The organism is Bacteroidota bacterium (genome assembly GCA_039111535.1).
Taxonomy (GTDB): Bacteria; Bacteroidota; Rhodothermia; order Rhodothermales; family JAHQVL01; genus JBCCIM01.
The window spans coordinates 1-18003 of sequence record JBCCIM010000142.1 but is presented as its reverse complement, the minus strand read 5'-3'; the positions used below and the strand labels follow the sequence as shown (position 1 = coordinate 18003).

The 18003-nt window shown below is 52.6% G+C and carries 9 protein-coding genes; 2 read left to right on the top strand and 7 right to left on the bottom strand.

Going from position 1 to position 18003, the window contains the following annotated elements; all coding sequences use genetic code 11:
* Positions 1–173: 173 nt before the first annotated feature.
* The 3 genes from AAF564_18960 to AAF564_18950 all read right to left on the bottom strand — a co-directional run bounded on the left by AAF564_18960 (position 174) and on the right by AAF564_18950 (position 5634).
* Positions 174–1691 (bottom strand): DUF1501 domain-containing protein, encoded by a 1518-nt coding sequence (locus tag AAF564_18960; GenBank protein ID MEM8487639.1) that lies wholly within the window; start codon positions 1689–1691, stop codon positions 174–176.
* A 21-nt stretch (positions 1692–1712) separates the two neighbouring features.
* A complete protein-coding gene (locus AAF564_18955) occupies positions 1713–4853 on the bottom strand; it encodes a PSD1 and planctomycete cytochrome C domain-containing protein (GenBank protein ID MEM8487638.1) in 3141 nt (1046 codons plus the stop codon).
* 79 nt (positions 4854–4932) lie between these two features.
* On the bottom strand, positions 4933–5634 hold the full coding sequence (locus tag AAF564_18950) for a DNA alkylation repair protein (GenBank protein ID MEM8487637.1): 702 nt from the start codon (positions 5632–5634) through the stop codon (positions 4933–4935).
* Between the two features lie 112 nt (positions 5635–5746).
* On the opposite strand from AAF564_18950, the gene AAF564_18945 reads away from it, so the two are divergent.
* On the top strand, positions 5747–9037 hold the full coding sequence (locus AAF564_18945; GenBank protein ID MEM8487636.1) for an ATP-binding protein: 3291 nt from the start codon (positions 5747–5749) through the stop codon (positions 9035–9037).
* A 1-nt stretch (position 9038) separates the two neighbouring features.
* Here the strand turns inward: AAF564_18945 and AAF564_18940 are convergent, their stop codons facing one another.
* From AAF564_18940 to AAF564_18930, 3 genes are all read right to left on the bottom strand, one after another.
* A complete protein-coding gene (locus tag AAF564_18940; protein ID MEM8487635.1) occupies positions 9039–10655 on the bottom strand; it encodes an arylsulfatase in 1617 nt (538 codons plus the stop codon).
* A gap of 196 nt (positions 10656–10851) precedes the next feature.
* Positions 10852–13878, bottom strand: coding sequence for a T9SS type A sorting domain-containing protein (locus tag AAF564_18935; protein MEM8487634.1), 3027 nt, complete (start codon positions 13876–13878; stop codon positions 10852–10854).
* Positions 13875–16883, bottom strand: coding sequence for a T9SS type A sorting domain-containing protein (locus tag AAF564_18930; GenBank protein MEM8487633.1), 3009 nt, complete (start codon positions 16881–16883; stop codon positions 13875–13877). Before AAF564_18930 ends, AAF564_18935 begins: the two co-directional genes overlap by 4 nt.
* A gap of 175 nt (positions 16884–17058) precedes the next feature.
* Here AAF564_18930 and AAF564_18925 point away from each other — a divergent pair, with 175 nt between their 5' ends.
* A complete protein-coding gene (locus AAF564_18925; GenBank protein ID MEM8487632.1) occupies positions 17059–17628 on the top strand; it encodes a pyridoxamine 5'-phosphate oxidase family protein in 570 nt (189 codons plus the stop codon).
* A 156-nt stretch (positions 17629–17784) separates the two neighbouring features.
* Here the strand turns inward: AAF564_18925 and AAF564_18920 are convergent.
* Positions 17785–18003: integrase core domain-containing protein (locus tag AAF564_18920; protein MEM8487631.1), on the bottom strand; the 219-nt coding region annotated here is incomplete at its 5' end.

The following is an 18003-nucleotide window of genomic DNA, read 5'->3' as shown; positions in this document are numbered from 1 at the left end:
TTGCAATCCACTATTGCGTATAACCTTTACGCACTATTGCGTATAACCTTTAGCACGGTCAAAAAGCCTCCAAGGGTGCCCATCAACTAAAAGCGTTTTATTTTATGGAATATCCCAGCGCAGTGGATCAATAGATTTTTCTGAACACCCCTGGTTCGGTGTTCGATATTCAACTACGCCAGCACCCCCTCAACCACATGCGCTTCTTCAACGCCAGTTACCCGCTGATCTAATCCACGGAAGGGATAGATGAACCGGTTGTGGTCGATGCCGAGGCGGTTTACGATGGTGGCGTTGAGGTCGCGGATGTGTACGGGGTTTTCCAGAATGTTGTAGGCGAAGTCGTCGGTCTTGCCGTATTCCATGCCGGGTTTGATGCCGCCGCCGGCGAGCCATACGCTGAAACACCTGCCATGATGGTCGCGGCCTGAACTCAGGTCTCCCAATGCACCCTGGCTATAAATGGACCGCCCAAACTCTCCTCCCCAGATCACCAGCGTGTCTTCGAGCAGGCCGCGTTGTTTGAGGTCTTTGACGAGGGCAGCAGAAGCCTGGTCGGTGTCTTTGCATTGCGCCGGCAACTGGTTTTGCAAGGCAATGTGCTGATCCCAGCCGCGGTGGAATAATTGAACAAACCGCACACCGCGTTCCACCAGTCGGCGGGCCATCAGGCAATTTGCTGCGTAGCTGCCGGGTTTTCGGGCTTCTTCACCGTACAGTGCAAAGGTGGCATCGGGCTCGTCTGACAGATCCGATAACTCTGGTACCGACGATTGCATGCGGTACGCCATTTCATAGGCCTCGATTCTCGCGAGGGTCTCCCGGTCACCCATGGCATCAGCCTGTCTCTGATTCATAGCTGCAAGGTCGTCCAGCATTTTACGCCGCTGGGAACGGGATACACCCGGTGGATCCGAGAGATAAAGTACCGGGTTGACCCCTGGCCGCAACATCACACCCTGGTGGCTCGAAGGCAGGTATCCGCTGCCCCAGAGGCGGGAGAAAATGGGTTGCCCCGGGTTTTTGCCCGTGCCCTGGGAGAGCAGCACCACATATGCCGGGAAGTTCTCGCTTTCATTGCCCAACCCATAACTCAGCCACGCACCCAGGCTGGGTTGTCCGATTTGCTGAGATCCGGTGTTGATAAATGTGATGGCCGGGTCGTGGTTGATGGCTTCGGTATGCATCGACTTGATGATGCAAATGTCATCAGCAATGGATTGTGTGTAAGGAAGTTTGTTGCTGATCCACGTGCCGTGCTTGCCGCAGGCTTTCATGTCCCAAAACGGCGCAACAACTGGATACGAAGGTTGGTTGGCCGTCATGCCTGTAACGCGTTGTGTACCTCGTATTGAATCAGGCAACTCTGAGCCGTGCAGTTCACGCATGACAGGTTTGTAATCAAACAGGTCAACATGGGATGGGCCGCCGGACTGGAAGAGGTAGATCACCCGTTTTGCTTTTGCCGCAAAGTGGGGTAAGTCGTCTGCACCAATCGATGCCGGCGCGCCATGTGCATTGCTGCCCGTGAGCAAGGAAGCCAGGGCAATACCGCCTATGCCCCGCGCTGATTTACCAATAAACGTCCGCCGCGTGATGTTGCGCTCATGCGCAAACAAAGGCGATTGTGGGTCCGTGACCGGTGAGTCTTCCGGGCGGATCGGGAGGCTTTGTTCATTACAGGCGTGCATGAGCAATATCGGGTTGGGAGGTTAGCCTCGGGTGATCGTTTCACTCAGGTTGAAAATCAAGCTGGCTACGGTGGTCCAGGCAGCCAATTCCGCCGGCTCAAAGGTAGGGTCGAGCGCAGACTCTCCGACTGACAAATACGCTGAGGCATCTGCAGCGGCTTGCGCAAAGTGGGCGCGTTCATCGTCGAGGCGCCGGCGCAAAATTTTCAACTCCTGCCGGTCGGGGTGCCGGCTTTGTAAAATTTCAAAGGCCCGTTTCAACCGTGCCGTATCTGAACCCTCCGGTAGTTCACGCAAAATCCGACTGGCAAAATGCCGACTCGCTTCTACGTATTGCGGATCATTCAACAAAACCAGGGCTTGCAACGGCGTATTGGTTACTTCGCGCGTAATGGTGCAGACTTCCCTGTTGGGGGCGTCAAACGTTAACATCGATGGCGGTGGGAGGGTACGCTTCCAGTACGTGTACAAGCTCCTTCGGTACAGTTTCTCCCCGTGGTCCTGCACAAAAACCTGCGCGGTAGCCCCGGTGCTACCATAATGGCTGACTTCTTTCCATAATCCGGCCGGCTGGTACGGATTTACACTGGGGCCGCCAATTCGATCTACCAACAAATCGCTTGCTTTCAGCAGTCCATCGCGAATAAATTCTGCTTGCAGCCGGAAACGCGGACCTCGGGCCAGTAGAAGGTTTTGCGGATCTGCTGCTAACAATGCGTCACTTGCAGCCGCACGCTGGCGGTAGGTAGAGGACATGACCATCGTTTTGAGCAAGGACTTTACATCCCATCCGTTGTCGATAAATTCAACGGCAAGCCAGTCCAGCAACTCCGGGTGGCTGGGCAGGCTTCCCTGGGCGCCAAAGTCGGCTGCTGTGGCGACGAGTCCTGTACCAAAGAGCATTTGCCAGAATCTATTGACCGTTACGCGCGCGGTTAACGGATGGTCGGAGCGCGTCAGCCATTTTGCAAGATCAAGGCGACTGCCAGCTGTCTCATTGCTTACTGGGGGCAGGATTGCGGGCGTTCCAGGCGATACCTTCTCTAGCTTCTGGTCGTACTGCCCACGGTTAAGTACAAACGTTTCGCGTGGCGTATCCGCTACGTTCATCACCATGGTGGGATGCGCCTCTGTTAACACAGCCAACCGTTCTTTGTAATTGTTGATTGCATGACGAAGGTTTTTTGTTGCTGGTGCCACCTCGTAATAGTGTTTGCGAAGTGCCGCTGCTTGTTCGGGCGTTCTGTTTGCTTCCGCTGTTAATAGCGATGCCTGGATATCGGCCGGCAGATTTGTCCCGTTATCAGCACCAGCCATCGTATATATCGTGAAGTTTCCCGGTATGAGGTTGTCGCCATACCCAAAATTGAGCATAATGGTTAGGTAGGGCACGGTTGCCGGGTCAAGTGCTTCATCGAAGGTTATGGTGAGGTGTTGTGATTCGCGTAGTTGATCAGGAGCCGGCGACCAACCTTCGAGGCGCCGCTCGTCAAAAACGCCGGCTGTAGGATGATTTGGGTGCACAGAACTTGCCGTTACCTGCGCGTAAGGGACAAGATTGTACAGGTCAACCTGATCGGAGGGAAGGGTGCCCTGGCTGATGGCTACGTTGGTCACCACCAAAGCGCCTTCCATATTTTCGCGTTGGCCATGACCGACCTGGCCTTTAGAAACCTCATGTGGGGCAAACACCACACGCAGCCCGGTGATGGGTGCATCTGCTTGCTGTACCTTAGCTGATACATTGTAGGCGGCGAGCCAACCCGGTCTGTCGATAAGCAGTGAACCGTCTTCAAGTACCTGGCCCGTATGGCCGCTGTTGGGAGTAGTGATTTTAATCGGCGCGACCTGAGTAAAGGCAAGGCCTGCTCCGCGGGCGGCAAGTTGCCGGCGCTGTGCTTCTTCCCAGGTCACTTGCTGGTCGTCAGGCGCTTCTTGTTTTGCCTCAAGCGCTGCAATTGCAGCCTTTAGCTCCTGGATTTCCACTGTGTCTGCCAGTACAGTGCGTGCGTTGATGAACGGCCTTGAATTAATCCCGCGGTCCCCATCGTGCCCCTGGTCGTCTACTGTGTTGAAGTAGGCAAAGAACTGGAAGTATTCGCGCTGACTAATGGGGTCGAATTTATGGTCATGGCATTGGGCGCAGGCCATTGTTAGGCCTAGAAATACTTCACTCGTGGTTTTTACCCGGTCAACGACGTAGTTGGTAAGGTTTTCTTCAGCAATGGTCCCCCCTTCGTGGGTATTCATGTGGTTGCGGTTGAATCCGGTGGCAATAAGCTGGGATTCAGCAGGATCTAACAGCAGATCGCCGGCCAGTTGCTCGGTGACAAACTGGTCATAGGGCAGGTTGTTGTTGAATGCATTGATAACCCAATCTCGCCACAGCCACATGTGTCGGCCGCCATCAATGGAGTAGCCATTTGTATCAGCATAGCGCGCAAGATCCATCCAGTGCACGGCCATGCGTTCGCCAAAGTGTTTGGAACTGAGCAGTTGGTCTACAAGCTGCTCATAGGCGTTTGGAGCTTTGTTATTCACAAAAGCCAGAATGTCTTCGGGAGATGGGGGCAGTCCGGTGAGGTCGTAGGATAGCCGGCGAATCAAGGTGCGCTTGTCGGCTATATCAGACGGTGTTAAGCCTTCGCGGTCAAGACGGTCGAGGATAAAGGCGTCAATGTCGTTGGTAACCCAGGCGGGCTTACTTGTTGCTGGCGTAGCCGGGCGTTCTGGAGATATAAACGCCCAGTGTTTTTTATATTGCGCTCCTTGTTGTACCCATTTTTCAAGGATCGCAATTTCAAGTGCAGAAAGCGTCTTGTGTGCTTCGGGCGGGGGCATGCGCATTTCTGGATCCTGCGCTTTGATTCTTTGCACCAACAGGCTACTTTCGACATCACCGGGCAAGATGGCGGGTAAGCTGTCTCGCATCGCGTACGCCGCATCCTGTACATCGAGTCGCAAGTCGGCTTCCCGACTGCTGGCATCGGGCCCATGGCACAGGTAGCAGTTTTGCGATAGAATAGGTTTGACGTGGAAGTTGTAATCCAACTCCCCCAGTGCTTCCAGTTGATCGGCAACGGTAGGTGCGGGAGGCGTCTGGTTACAGGCGCAAAGCAACAGGATCGTAGCGGCGCAGCAGTATTTGAGAAACACCTGCATAAGCGGACGAGGGAGTTAGCCAGGGATTCGTTTACGCTCAAAATCGCCAAAACAGGGTGATAAAGCAATTACATCCGGTTTAGAGGGTCCCCTTTAAGTACCCCTGCCGGCGTTCCTCTGGGAATTTTTCGATCGCGTAACGTAGCATGGTACGGGGCATTTTCTTGTAGTGCTGCAACAGAAACCCATCCTCAAGATCAAAATTTCGCTTGCCCAATTCACGCAACATCCAGCCTACCACTTTGTGGATCAAGTCCTCTTTGTCATTAAGTAGAATTTCTGCCAACTGGAGCGTATCCGCATAGTCATCTTTTTTAATAAAATGATACGTGCACATCATCGCGATGCGTCGCTCCCAAAGCATAGGGGATTTGACGAGTTTGTATAGTATGCTGCGGTCGCGGTTTTCGAGGAAGGGGCCAACAATTTTGTGTGCAGAAGAATCTACAAGGTCCCAGTTGTTGATATAGGCCGTGTTTTCAAGATACAGATCATAGATGGCTTGGCGCAGCGCATCATCTTTCTTTTTGAACTTCTCGACGAGAATCAGCAGCGCAACCAGGCGGTCTTCATGGTAGGGAGAATGCAGCAGGGTTTCTACGTCGGTCAGACTGGTATCTTTGAAACGCTTGGCAATTTTGCGCTGTTCAGGTACCCGAATACCTCGAAAAATATCTCCTTCACCGTATTCCCCAGGTCCTGTTTTGAAGAATCGCTGCGAATGTATGGCTATTTCTGGATTTGAAATTTCTTCCAGTACTTTCTGAATATGCGTGACCATTTGTGTAAGTGTTGACTTAAGGGTGGCTGGGGTATGCCTTTCGGTCTGCTACTTTTAGAAATTCCACGCTCGAACGATAATTAATTAATATAAATCTCTCAATCCCTATTTGATGAAGTTTTTCCGGTTCACTTTCCTGCTAGCCGCTTTTGTCTATGGAGCGTCGGGTACAGCTGTGTCGCAAGATGCACCTGCGGTACTTGAAACTGTATCGGATATTAATGCGCTTACGCCGGCTGTTGCAGATCTGGGCTATGACGTAGCTTTCCAGGCCGTTGTTGTGCACTGCGCGGACTATGAAGTTACGTATTGTACTGTCATAGATGGAACAGGCAGTATTGTGGTACGTGCGCCGGCCCAGCCACTGAGCTCCGGCATGTCGGTACAAATACGCGGCAAAACTGAGGCCGGCTGGGTAGCGCCGGCAATTGCCGAAGGTGCTGAAATTATACCGTTGGGCGAGGCCGCATTGCCAGAGACGTTGGACACCATCGAGGCCGTCCGGAAGTTGTCGCTTGAGGAATCAAGTTTGGGCTACCCGGTACGCCTTACCGGCGTTATTACGTATTGTACCATCGAAGGGATGGAGCAGCCGCACTGCTTTATGCAGGATGATACCGGAGGAATCTACTTCAATTTTTTTGATGAATTACCGCCCTCGGGGGCGCGGGTTCAACTCACTGGTGTAACATTGCGGGGCTGGTTTGCCCCAGATATTGCACCGGGTGCTCATCTGACGGTTGTGGGGGAGGCTCGCTTACCCGAACCGTCTTCCAATCCAGATTTTTATTTGCTCAGAGGTAAAGAAGACGCCATCTGGGTTGACGCTGTAGGGCTGGTTCAGCAAAGCTCAATCGGAACAGAACCGAGCCACCTTGGCTTGACCCTGAAGCTGGCTACAAGTGATAAAGAAGTGGTCACTGTATTTGTCAACAGCATGGAACCCTGGGATGATCTGGTTGGTGCCGTAGTAAAAGTACAGGGTGTGGCCGGCGGTTTTTTTAATCTCGATCGACAGCTTACTGGCATTCAGATGCGGGTGCCCGATACTACGTTTGTCGAAATCGTCAGCCCCGGTTTTGGGCTGCTTGACGCCGAACTGGTGCGGCAGCCGCTAAACAAAGTCCTTTCTTTCTCGCTGGAAGCTGATAAAGGTCACCTGGTACGCGTGGCAGGCACCGTGATTTTTGAGGGAGATGACTATTTTGTCATCCAGGATGCTGAAAGTCCAGGTATTATCTATGCAGACAGCGCAGAGGCCGTAGCTGTAGGTGACAGCGTAGAAGTAACAGGATTTCCCGAGGTAGGAGGCTTAACGCCGACGCTGGTCAATGCAAAAGTGCGACCGTACGGCAAAGCGACAGTGATGCCAACGCCATTGCCTCTGCGCATCGACGCACTGGAATTTGCCGCAGTTAATGCGTCGCTGGTTGAAATAACGGGTGAGGTGCAAGAAGTTATTGAATTGCAGGGTGTTGCGTCGTACCTCCTCAAAACGGATAACTATACGTATGAAGCGCGAATAGATGGTGCGTATGTACCAACCGGTTTTCGCGCCGGCAGTACAGTGCGTGTCAAAGGCATCGCCGAACTGCTGTTCATACCGCGCTACGATGATATACCCGAGGTACACCCGGTACGCTTGCATTTGCGATCGACAGCCGACATGGAACTGCTGGCAGCCGGCCCCTGGTGGACACCCACGCGTACCCGATGGCTCTCGTTTGGACTGCTGGTGTTGCTTGGCCTGGGTCTCGGTTGGACCATCCTCATGCGCCAAAAAATAAATGTTCAAACTCGAACCATTCGTGACAAACTGGAAGAAGTGGAGCGTCTCAAAGACGAGGCAGAGGTAGCAAGTCGTGCCAAAAGCGCGTTTCTGGCTTCAATGAGTCACGAAATACGCACACCGCTCAATGGTGTGATTGGGTTTACCAGTCTGCTAAAAGACACGCCACTTAACGACGAACAGCATGACTTTGTCAGCACCATTCACACAAGCGGTGATGCGCTGCTGTCGATTATCAATGACATTCTCGACTTCTCTAAAATAGAAGCCGGCAAGCTGGATCTGGAGTCGCGCCCGTTTTACCTGCACCAGTGTATCGAAGAGGCGCTGGATATCGTCTCACATCGTGCGTTTGACAAAGGGCTCGATCTGGCATACTACATCGATCCAGAGGTACCACAGGCAGTGATGGGGGATGTAACCCGGCTCCGACAGGTGATCATTAATTTGCTCAGCAATGGCATCAAGTTCACTGCGCAGGGTGAAGTTAATATTTCAGTGTTGGCAGAGGAGAAGGGAGACCAGTACGAATTGGTTTTTGCTGTCCAGGATACAGGCATTGGTATACCCAAAGACAGACTTGAATCCATTTTTGCTTCGTTTTCTCAGGCAGATTCATCAACAACGCGGCGCTTTGGAGGCACTGGACTCGGGCTTGCGATATGCCGGCGGCTCTCCGAGCTTATGGGAGGGCGTATTTGGGTAGAGAGTGTAGAGGGGAAAGGCTCGACGTTTTTCTTTTCGATTCTGACCTCGCCGGCCGAGATGGAGGCCGAAGTACTGGTATCAGAAAAACAACACGTACTGGTGAATCGCCGTGTGTTGATTGTTGATGATAACGAGACCAATCGGAAGCTCTTGCTTGCGCTATGTCAGCAATGGCAAATGGAACCGGTTATCCGCAGTTCAGCTGCAGAGGTGATGGCGTCCTCGTATGATTTTGGATCCATTGATTTGGCATTGTTGGACTATATGATGCCAGACGTGGATGGATTGCAACTGGCAGCCTATCTGCGAGAGCATAATTTTGCCGGCCCCATTCTTATCATCAGCTCCAGTGGAGATCGCAACGTACAGGATCCGGCTGTGAATCAGTGGATGAGTAAGCCGATCAAGCAAAACAGTTTGCGGGACCTGATGATCAAAAGCCTGGAAGCGCAGCGTTCCGTGCCGCAAAAGGCGGCAATCAGTTTTGCAGCGACAGGAGAATCATTGCCAGGATTGCGTATTGCGATGGCAGAGAAGAATCGCATCAACATGAAAATTGCGGTGCGATTGCTCAACGACCTGGGATACCATGCGGAGACCTTTGCCACAGCTGAGACGCTACTCGAAAATCTCCAGGCCTCTCCTTTTGATCTCGCGATTGTTGATGAAGACCTGTATACCGAAGCCGGCATCAACGTACTGGATGAACTGGCACTTGGGTTAGATAAAACGCATTTGCCGCGTTTGGTGGTCCTCACCAACGTAGACGCAGATGTTGAACGCTCGCAATACAAACACATCACCGGCTACCTGTCCAAGCCACTTAAACGCGGTGATTTGGAAGCCACGTTAAAAGCAACGCCACGCCGCTCCGCTTTCCCGGATGTATCGCTGCCAGAGTCGTAGTTCAGCCGCCTACTGGCCAGGGTTTTACCAGACTGCGGGCAGCCCACGCATCATACAGTGCAATCATTTTATTCAACTGGTCGGGGTGCTCGTCTGCCAGGTTGTTCATTTCGCTCCTGTCTTTTTCTATATCGTACAGCTCCCATGGTTCGTCATGTCGTGCAACCAGTTTCCAGTTGCCCATGCGTACAGCCCGGTTGCCTTCGTGCTCCCAGTAAATGGCTTCGCGTTCAATGGTGAGGTTTTCCATAGCAGGGATCAGGCTTTTACCAGCCATCGGGGTTTTGTCTGCCGGATACGTTGCCAGTGCTACATCAACTGCGGTTGCCATTAAATCCACAACATGGCCCGGTTCATGAATGAACGCGCCTTCACCCTGAAACCGCTTGGGCCAGTGGGCAATCAGCGGCGTGGAAATACCGCCTTCATGGACCCAGTGTTTGTAGAGCCGGAAGGGCGTATTACTGGCATTCGCCCAGCCGATGCCGTAGCTCATGTAGGTTTCTTCAGGGCCAGGGAGCAGGTCTTTAAATTCATTGCCAGTGATGACAGGATCGCCACTTCTTGTTTCTTTGGGAATAAACAGGCCGCGCCAGTTAGCTGAGAGTACTTCTGCACAGCCTCCGTTGTCTGCCAGGAAGAGAATCAATGTGTTGTCGAGTTCGCCAGCTTCTTCAAGTGCGTTCATGAGCCGGCCAATCCCCTGGTCCATGTTGTCAACTTGCGCTGCATACACCTCCATGGCTTTGCTGTACCAGGTTTTTTCCTGCGCATCGAGGGCGTCCCAATTGGGTACGCGCGGATCCCGCGGGGTAAGTTGCCAGCTTTCATCGAGTAGCCCGATAGTTTTCATGCGTGCATGCCGCTCTTCGCGGATGGCGTCCCAGCCGGCTTCATAGCGGCCTTCATAGGGCACAATGTCTTTTTCCAGCGCATGCAGCGGCCAGTGGGGAGCGGTGTAAGATACGTACATAAAAAACGGCTGGTCGTTGTCTTTATGCTGTTCTACATAGGCAACGGCGGTGTCGCTGATGGCATCGGTGTAGAAGAAGTCATCGGGTACTGATTCGATGGGTGTATTGCCGTTGGTCAGGGTGATGGGATCGTAGAAGCTGCCGGCGCCGAGGATGGTGCCGTAGAATTTGTCAAAGCCGCGTTGCAGCGGCCAGGTGTCGGTGGTGGCGAGGCTGTCTTCGCCTGTCCATTGTCCCATAAACTTGGTCACGTGCCATTTACCCGACATGTAGGTGCTGTAGCCGGCATCACCGAGTACTTCGGCGATGGTGGCGGTTTGGTCACCGAGGAAGCCGCGGTAGCCGTCGTATCCGTAGTCACCAGTCATGTGTCCCACGCCGGCCTGGTGTGGGTAGAGGCCCGTGAGCAGTGCCGCACGGGTTGGGCAACAGCGCGCATTGTTGTAGAACTGCGTGAACCGCAAGCCGTTGTCCGACAACCGTTGCAGGTTGGGCGTGTTGATTTCGCCGCCGTAGGGACTGATGTCGGAGTACCCCATGTCATCAGCCATAATGATGATGACGTTGGGTCGGTTGTCGGGTTTGGGCTGGGTGCAAGCTGTGGCGAGCAGCAGTGTGAGTGCAACGACGCTGAAGTATTTCATGGGCGTGGGGGCTTGGTGGTCTGCCTTACGGTACACGTCATGTCCGGCCTCGTGTTCAGCCTTCCGGTACACGTCATGCCGGACTTGATCCGGTATCCAGTTGATGCTCTATCAGTATCAGCCCGTCGCGCTTTCAGGATCGATCAGCATGACACACAGAGCAACTAAGATTAAGCATTTTTTGCCTGTCGCGCAGCTAGCGCGTCAAAATGACTGATTTTGTGTCTGTAAAGTTGTTGGTTGTTAGCCTGTAGAAATAGAGGCCGCTGGGCAGGGATTTGCTATCGAGGACGGCGTCATACCAGCCAGCGGTTTGCTGGTTGTCTACCAGCACGCGCACGCGCCGGCCAAGCGTATCGAAGACTTCCAACTTTACCGCGCCGGGTTCGGGCAGGGCGTAGCGGATGCTGGTTTGGGTGGAGAAGGGGTTGGGGTAGCCGGCTTCGAGCGTATAAGCAAGTGGTTGGTCTGGTTGCTCGATGTCTACGTTTTGCGGAATGGTGAATGACCATGGTTCGGACCAGTCGCTTATCCCTGCAGCGTTGTTTTCATTGATGCTTCGTACGCGCCAGTAATATGTCGCATTGGGCGCCAGTGCTTCCGTTTCAAAAGCAAAGGTACCTGTAAACATGCTGTCTATAGCTGAAACCTCGAATGCCAGCGACGTTGAGATCTGGACTTGCGAGACACGCTGTATCGCTTGCCAGTAAAGCCGTGTTGTTACCTCCTGCTGAATACTCTCCGGACTGGGTGCTGAGAGGACCGGGGGAGCAATAGGTTTTGTTACGATTTGAAAGACTGTTCCGGGTTCTGGGAGGGGTGAATCTTGAGGGCTCTCAAGGCCGGCGTTGAGCTTCACAAGTACCGTGCGAGCAAGTAACTCGCCACCCACTTCACCTTCATTGAAGAAAAAGTCTATGTATCCTGAATCACCTTGTGCCGTTGAGGTAGGGTTATACCAGTAAATCCAATCTGTATACGGATCGTCTTCTCCGCTAGAAATGGCATGGTCGGTAGTGCCGAGGTCAAATGTATTGTTAATGGTCCCTGCACCGCATGCTGCCTCGCACAGTATGGGGATGAGACGGAAATCATCAATGGAATCTGCCTCAAAGCCACGATTCCATAAAGCAAAAGGCACTTCTACAAACGCCTGGTCAGAGAACAAGCGGTACGCAAGACAGTCACCCGATTCAACGATACCATTGATTTGGTCTAAGCATTGCTGGCTAAAGTGCCATTCAAGTGTTTCGCCACCCGCTATGACGCTCATGGAGCGTACTGAGCGTTCAAGAAAGCTTTGGCTGCCTGAATACTGCGACCGACCGCCGCCACCTGTATGGATTCCCCATATGGCATCTGAATTGACTTGTTGTATGCCGGCTGTAGGACGTTGTGGATCAGGGTAGCTACCCACCGGTGTTAGATTACCTTCGAGTATAGGAAACCCGGAATCATTGAAGGCAAAGGCAGCCATGTCAGGTGGGTTGATGGGGCCGGCGGCATTCTGGGTGGTCATAAAACCAAGGATTGGATCTCCTATAATCCCAAGGGCAAGGTCTGTGGTTTTAAATTGCCAGGTATCAGACCATGGACCGCGTTCGACAGCATTTTCCTGCCGCACGCGCCAATAGTAAACGGCATCCGGCAACAGATCCAACAACCGTAATTCATTGTCGCGGATTTTGCCTGTAGATACTGCGTCAACAAAATTTGGGCTGGTTGCATATTGGACTTCAAATGTACCTGGCATTTCAGATGGCTGCCAGAAAAGAGAGGGGTCGATTGGCTGATTATTCAGGCCGTTGGCCGGCGCACGGAGGGTGATAGCCTGAAGGGGGGCGGCCACGGGAGGCTCAACCTTGAAGCCGCTATCGAATGCCTCCTGGACTACCTGGGCTGTCGCCTTGAGCTGCGTCACGGAATCCAGGTTATTGCTACCTCGCGCCCAGATCATGGCCAGCACAACTTCCTGTGATTCTCCTGGCATCAGTTCAAAAGGCCCCGATGTGCTAACGGATCGCCTATCAGCTGGGTCAATAGGGCCTAGTGTTCCATTAAAAGGGTCTGGATTAATCTCACTCCAGCCTTCTCCTGTGACTGGATCTCCGGGGTAAATAAAAGAAGTAGGTATCGTTGAGAAATCTCTTCCCGTTCCTCCTTGGGTGAAGGGCTTGCCGTCTTTCCAGAGGCCCCTGAGGTAATTGTAATAATCCATGCCCATGAATGGATCGCCAGTCACACCCCCACCTCCGTTGTAAAAAGCAAATCCTGTCATACCTAATCGCTCATTTACTTCGTCTACAGCGCCATCTCTGTCATTGTCCAAACTATCATTTGTTACCAAAGCACCCTGTAAAAACTTGATACCAACTGCTGGCGGAGCTTCGCCGTAACCCTCGCCGCCTTCGTCGAAGTTGTCGGCATTGTATGCGTAGCCCAATCCGAGTAATGAATCAGAACCTACATAATCATCGGCAAAATTTCCCAGATCCATATCCTGGAAAAACCCCAGGTACATGTCGATGATAGGGACTGTACCCCGGTTGATAAGTTTGTAGCTGTACAGCGTTGTGTTGTTGATGTACGCAACATCACTAGCTGCTGCAAATGCAGTTACTTGCACTTCCAGTCCTATCGGTTGCGTGTCCGTTCGCTCGTGTGTATTTCCACTGTCATTCATCACCCACCAAAGGGTTTGGTGTCCGCGCAGGGTGGGACGGTCGCCGCCGGCGAGGTTGTAGTTGTCCGGGTTACCGTCGCCGTCTGTTACGGGTGCACCCAATTCCCAAGGCCATTCAAGCAGGTCTTGTGTTGCTTCACCTGTTTTGTTATACGTATCTACATCACGCAAATACACGGAGTATATGCGATCGTATGCACTGCAATCTGCAGGCGGATTGTCTGCTGACACTAAAGGACCTGGCCAGAATTCCCAGGGGCCATAGGTTGAGGCTGCAAGACGCATATCGCTATCGACGAATCCTCCCAGCCATATGCCGGCCGCAAAAATGGCATTTGCATTTCCATATTTAGGGACTTCATACACATGTGGGCTTCCGCGCCAATACAACCCGCCATTGTTGAGAATACGTGCGTTGACGTTGTTAACATCGAGAAATGCCTCTGCGAGACCCGCTTCACAAGTGCCGGTTTGGGCATTAGCTTCGGGAGTAAGGGTTGCCCATCCGAGCAAGATGCAACATGCGGTTGTGATTTTCATCGCTGTACTATGATGCTCTGCGTTGCTGTGAATTCACCGGCTTGCAGCCTGTAGAAGTAAACGCCGGCAGCCAGGTCCCGACGTGTGAAAAGGGCCTCGTGCCAGCCGGCGGTTTGCTGGGCGTCGACGAGCACGCGCACCCGCCGGCCTAGGGCGTCGAATACCTCCAGCCGCACCGGTCCGGGCTTGGGGATGGCGTAGCGGATGAGGGTTTGGGTGGAAAAGGGGTTTGGGTAGCCGGTTTCGAGAATACAGTCGAGCAGCTTTGCGTTTTCTGCTGGGTTCTGTGTGATGTTGAAGGACCACACTTCTGACCAGTCACTTATGGGCTGGCCCCTTACGTGACTCTGTGCGCGCCAATAATAGGTCTGATTGAAATCCAGCGTAGTCGTCTTGAAGGAGATACCCGTAACGGTACTGTCAACAATGGGGTTTGCAAACTGAGGAGATGTATCGACCTGAAGGCGTATTGAATTGGATATAGCATGCCAGAATAGATCAATTTCTTGTGCTGGCTGTGTGCTTTCTGACCCCGGTGCAGCCAACACAGCCGGGGGATAAGGCTCTGTGACAAGCCGAAAAACCGTACCTGCTTCAGGAAGTGCTACATTGTAAGGTGGTGCTGAACCTCCATCAAGCTGGACAAGAACGGTTCTGGCCAGTATTTCATCAGCAACCTCGCCATTGTCGAAGAAAAAGGTGTTATAGCCTGTTTCGCCAGGGCTTGTGTCTTGTGGATTATACCAGTAAACCCAATCCGTGTACGGGTCGTCGTCACCATCCGAAATTGCATGATCCTGTCCGATGTCAAATACACCGGTTGTTGTGCCTGCTCCACAAACTTTTTCGCAAATGATTGGGACCATTCGATAACTGTCCGTTTGCGTTGGTGTGCTGCCAATATTCCAAAGTTCAAAGGGCACTTCAATCTGGGCGTCATCGTTAAAAGCCCGCCAGGCCAGGCAATCCCCAGCTTCGATGACGCCGTTGATTTGATCAAGGCAACGCTGCGTGAAGCGCCATTCGAAGTCATTGTCACCCAGTACATCTGTTCCACTTCTGAGTGTTCGAACTACGAAGCTTTGCCCTCTGTCGTTATCATATAACCGGCGCATAGAACCGCCGGTGTGGATACCCCACGTGGCGTTTGTTGTTGACTGCTGGACACCGGGGGTAGGCTGCAGCGGGTCAGGATAACTCCCACTTGGGGTGAGGTTGCCTTCCAAAATAGGGAAGCCGGATTCCTCGATGGCAAATGCACCCATGTCTGGCGGATCGATGGGCCCCGCAGCGTTGCGGGTTGTCATGAACCCATCAATTTTAGGCCTGAGAAAACCAATCTCCCGGTCATTGGTGCTAAAGCGCCATGTTGCCGACCATGGTCCCCTTTCACCTGCGTTTACTTGCCGGACACGCCAGTAGTAGGTTGAGTCTGGGGAGAGGTCCAGGATGCGTAAATTTGATGCAACAATGCGTTCGTGGGCGCGCGCATTCTTGAATGAAGGTGTTGTGTCATACTGAAGTTCAAATGGACCCGGTAATGCTGAAGCTTGCCAGCTGAAATAAGGGTCGATGGGTTGATTTTCTATATTATTAGCCGGCGCTTCGAGTTGAATAGTTGATAGGGGGGCAAAATCGGGTAAGGTGATCTCAAAGCCGGCGTCGAATATTGCTTGTACATCCTCTGCTGCCGCCCTGAGTTGGGTGATAGAATCCAGATTGTCTGAGCCGCGTGCCCATAAAACAGCAAGCGTTATTTCTTGCGATTGGCCTGGTTGCAGCGTAAATGGTCCAGAACTGGTCACCGAGCGCCTATCAGCAGGATCGATAGGACCGAGCGTCATTTCAAAGGGATCCGGATTCAACTCGCTCCAGCCTGTCCCTGTAACAGGGTCGCCAGGGTAAGCAAATGCGGTCGGTATTGTTGAGAAATCACGCCCCGTTCCGCCAACAGTAAACGGTCTGCCGTCTTTCCACTGTCCCTGCATGTAGTTGTAATAATCACTCCCAGTCACTGGGTCGCCAGATGCGCTTCCTCCCCCGTTGTAAAAAGTAAATGTGGTCATGCCGAGGCGCTCATTTGCTTCGTCTACATTACCATCTTTGTCATTGTCCAGACCGTCCGTATCTACCAATGCACCTGATAAAAATTTGACACCAACGGCGGGAGGTGCTTCGCCGTAGCCTTCTCCACCTTCATCGAAATTATCTGCGTTATAGGCGTAGCCGAGACCAAATGTAGTGTCTGAACCTACATAGTCATCGTCAAAGTTTCCAAGATCCACGTCCTGGAAGAAACCTAAATAGGTGTTCTCAAGCGGTTTTTCACCTTTGTAGATGAATTTGTAGGTGTAGAGTGTTGCATTGTTGACGTGTACATCATTGCTCGCGGCTGCGTATGCTGTAACCTGCACTTCCAGTCCAATCGGCGGAGAGTCCGTAGCTTCGTGTATGTTGCCCTGGTCGTTCATCACCCACCAAACGGTCTGGTGGCCCCTGATAGCCGGCCGGTCGCCACCTTCTAAATTGTAATTTTCAGGATTCCCATCTCCATCAATAACAGGAGCACCTAAGTCCCAGGGCCATTCCAACAAGTCCCTGGTTGCTTCTCCTGTTTCATTGTATTCGTTGATATCGCGTTGGTATACGCTATAGACTCGATCATACAGGCTGCAGTCGGCAGGGGGATTGCCTGCCTCATCGAGCGGGCCGGGCCAGAACTCCCAGGGGCCGTAACGTGAAGCAGCTGCGCGCAAACTGCCATCCATTGTGCCGCCAATCCAGATGCCGGCAGCAAAAATAGCATTGGCGCCGCCATACTTGGGTACTTCATATACGTGCGGAGAGCCGCGCCAAAACAATCCCCCATTGTTCAGGATGCGGGCGTTGACGTTGTTTACATCGAGAAATGCCTCAGCCAACCCTCCTGCACAAGTGCCTGTTTGGGCTTGCGCCTGAGAAGAGAACAGCAGCAGCATGAAAAGCAGTAAACTCGGCCTATTCATTGGTTGCTTCACTTTAATAGAGAAACGAGAAAAGGCGCACCGGCACGACATCGGTGCCAGTGTTCAACTGTTACTGTGACAAAGGCAAAAACTGTATATGTTTTGTAGATACCACCTGTGGTATTTTGGTTTTGCAACGCAGAAGTGCCACGTTCAAAGCAGTAAGGTGAAACATATGCCACGTGATTATGGGCAGTTAGCGCCAAATAAAGTCCGCCGGCAGGACCGGGAAGTAACTGATAAATCCTGGATCCGGGCATTCCTGAGTAAGGCTCCGTATGGCGCGTTTGCAACGGTAAACGATGACCGGCCATTTATCAACAGTAACCTCTTTGTGTACGACGAAGCGGACCATGCCATCTACTTTCACACCGCCCGCGTCGGGCGTACACAGGCCAATGTGGATGCGGATGAAGCCGGCGTTGCGGTGTGTTTTTCGGCCTTTGATATGGGGCGGCTGCTGCCGGCGCCCAAAGCGCTCGAGTTCAGCGTGGAGTACCAGGGGGTAGTTGCGTTTGGTACAGGCACCATTGTGCGAGATTACGAGGAGGCTACGCGCGTGCTGCAGTTACTGCTCGACAAGTACGCCCCGCACCTCAAGCCGGGCGAGGACTACGAGCATATTAATGAGGAGGAGTTGAAGCGGACGGCGGTGTTTAAAATTGCGATTGAATCGTGGAGCGCTAAGAAGAAAGAGGTGGATGCGGACTTTCCGGGTGCGTTTGTGTATCCGATTGGGGGGTGAGGTAGCGCAGTTCGCTAATTCGTGCCGGGGCTCTGAATGACGTGCGTTTAGCAGACTGCTAGTCTTCAAGAGATTCTTCGCGGGGCTCAGAATGACATGGTTGAAGCAGGCTGCTATACCTTATTTTGTCAAGTCCTGAAATAGGTTGACAGTAAATTAGTGTATAGTTAGTGATTTAAGCCCAGCTCGGTATACCTGATCGGGTTTCCGGTAGCCCAGCGTCATATGTGGACGTTCATGGTTGTAGAGCCAGACCGCCTCTCGTAATGCCTGGCGTACTTGCTTGAGGTTGATAAAGCAACCATCAAGTCCATATTCCAGTTTGAGTATGCCATTGACCCGTTCTGCTATCGCATTGTCATAGCAGTTGCCCAC

Coding starts and splice junctions, on each gene's coding strand:
- AAF564_18960 (MEM8487639.1), bottom strand. CDS start 1,691: ATGCACGCCTGTAATGAACAAAGCCTCCCGATCCGCCCGGAAGACTCA.
- AAF564_18955 (MEM8487638.1), bottom strand. CDS start 4,853: ATGCAGGTGTTTCTCAAATACTGCTGCGCCGCTACGATCCTGTTGCTT.
- AAF564_18950 (MEM8487637.1), bottom strand. CDS start 5,634: ATGGTCACGCATATTCAGAAAGTACTGGAAGAAATTTCAAATCCAGAA.
- AAF564_18945 (MEM8487636.1), top strand. CDS start 5,747: ATGAAGTTTTTCCGGTTCACTTTCCTGCTAGCCGCTTTTGTCTATGGA.
- AAF564_18940 (MEM8487635.1), bottom strand. CDS start 10,655: ATGAAATACTTCAGCGTCGTTGCACTCACACTGCTGCTCGCCACAGCT.
- AAF564_18935 (MEM8487634.1), bottom strand. CDS start 13,878: ATGAAAATCACAACCGCATGTTGCATCTTGCTCGGATGGGCAACCCTT.
- AAF564_18930 (MEM8487633.1), bottom strand. CDS start 16,883: ATGAATAGGCCGAGTTTACTGCTTTTCATGCTGCTGCTGTTCTCTTCT.
- AAF564_18925 (MEM8487632.1), top strand. CDS start 17,059: ATGCCACGTGATTATGGGCAGTTAGCGCCAAATAAAGTCCGCCGGCAG.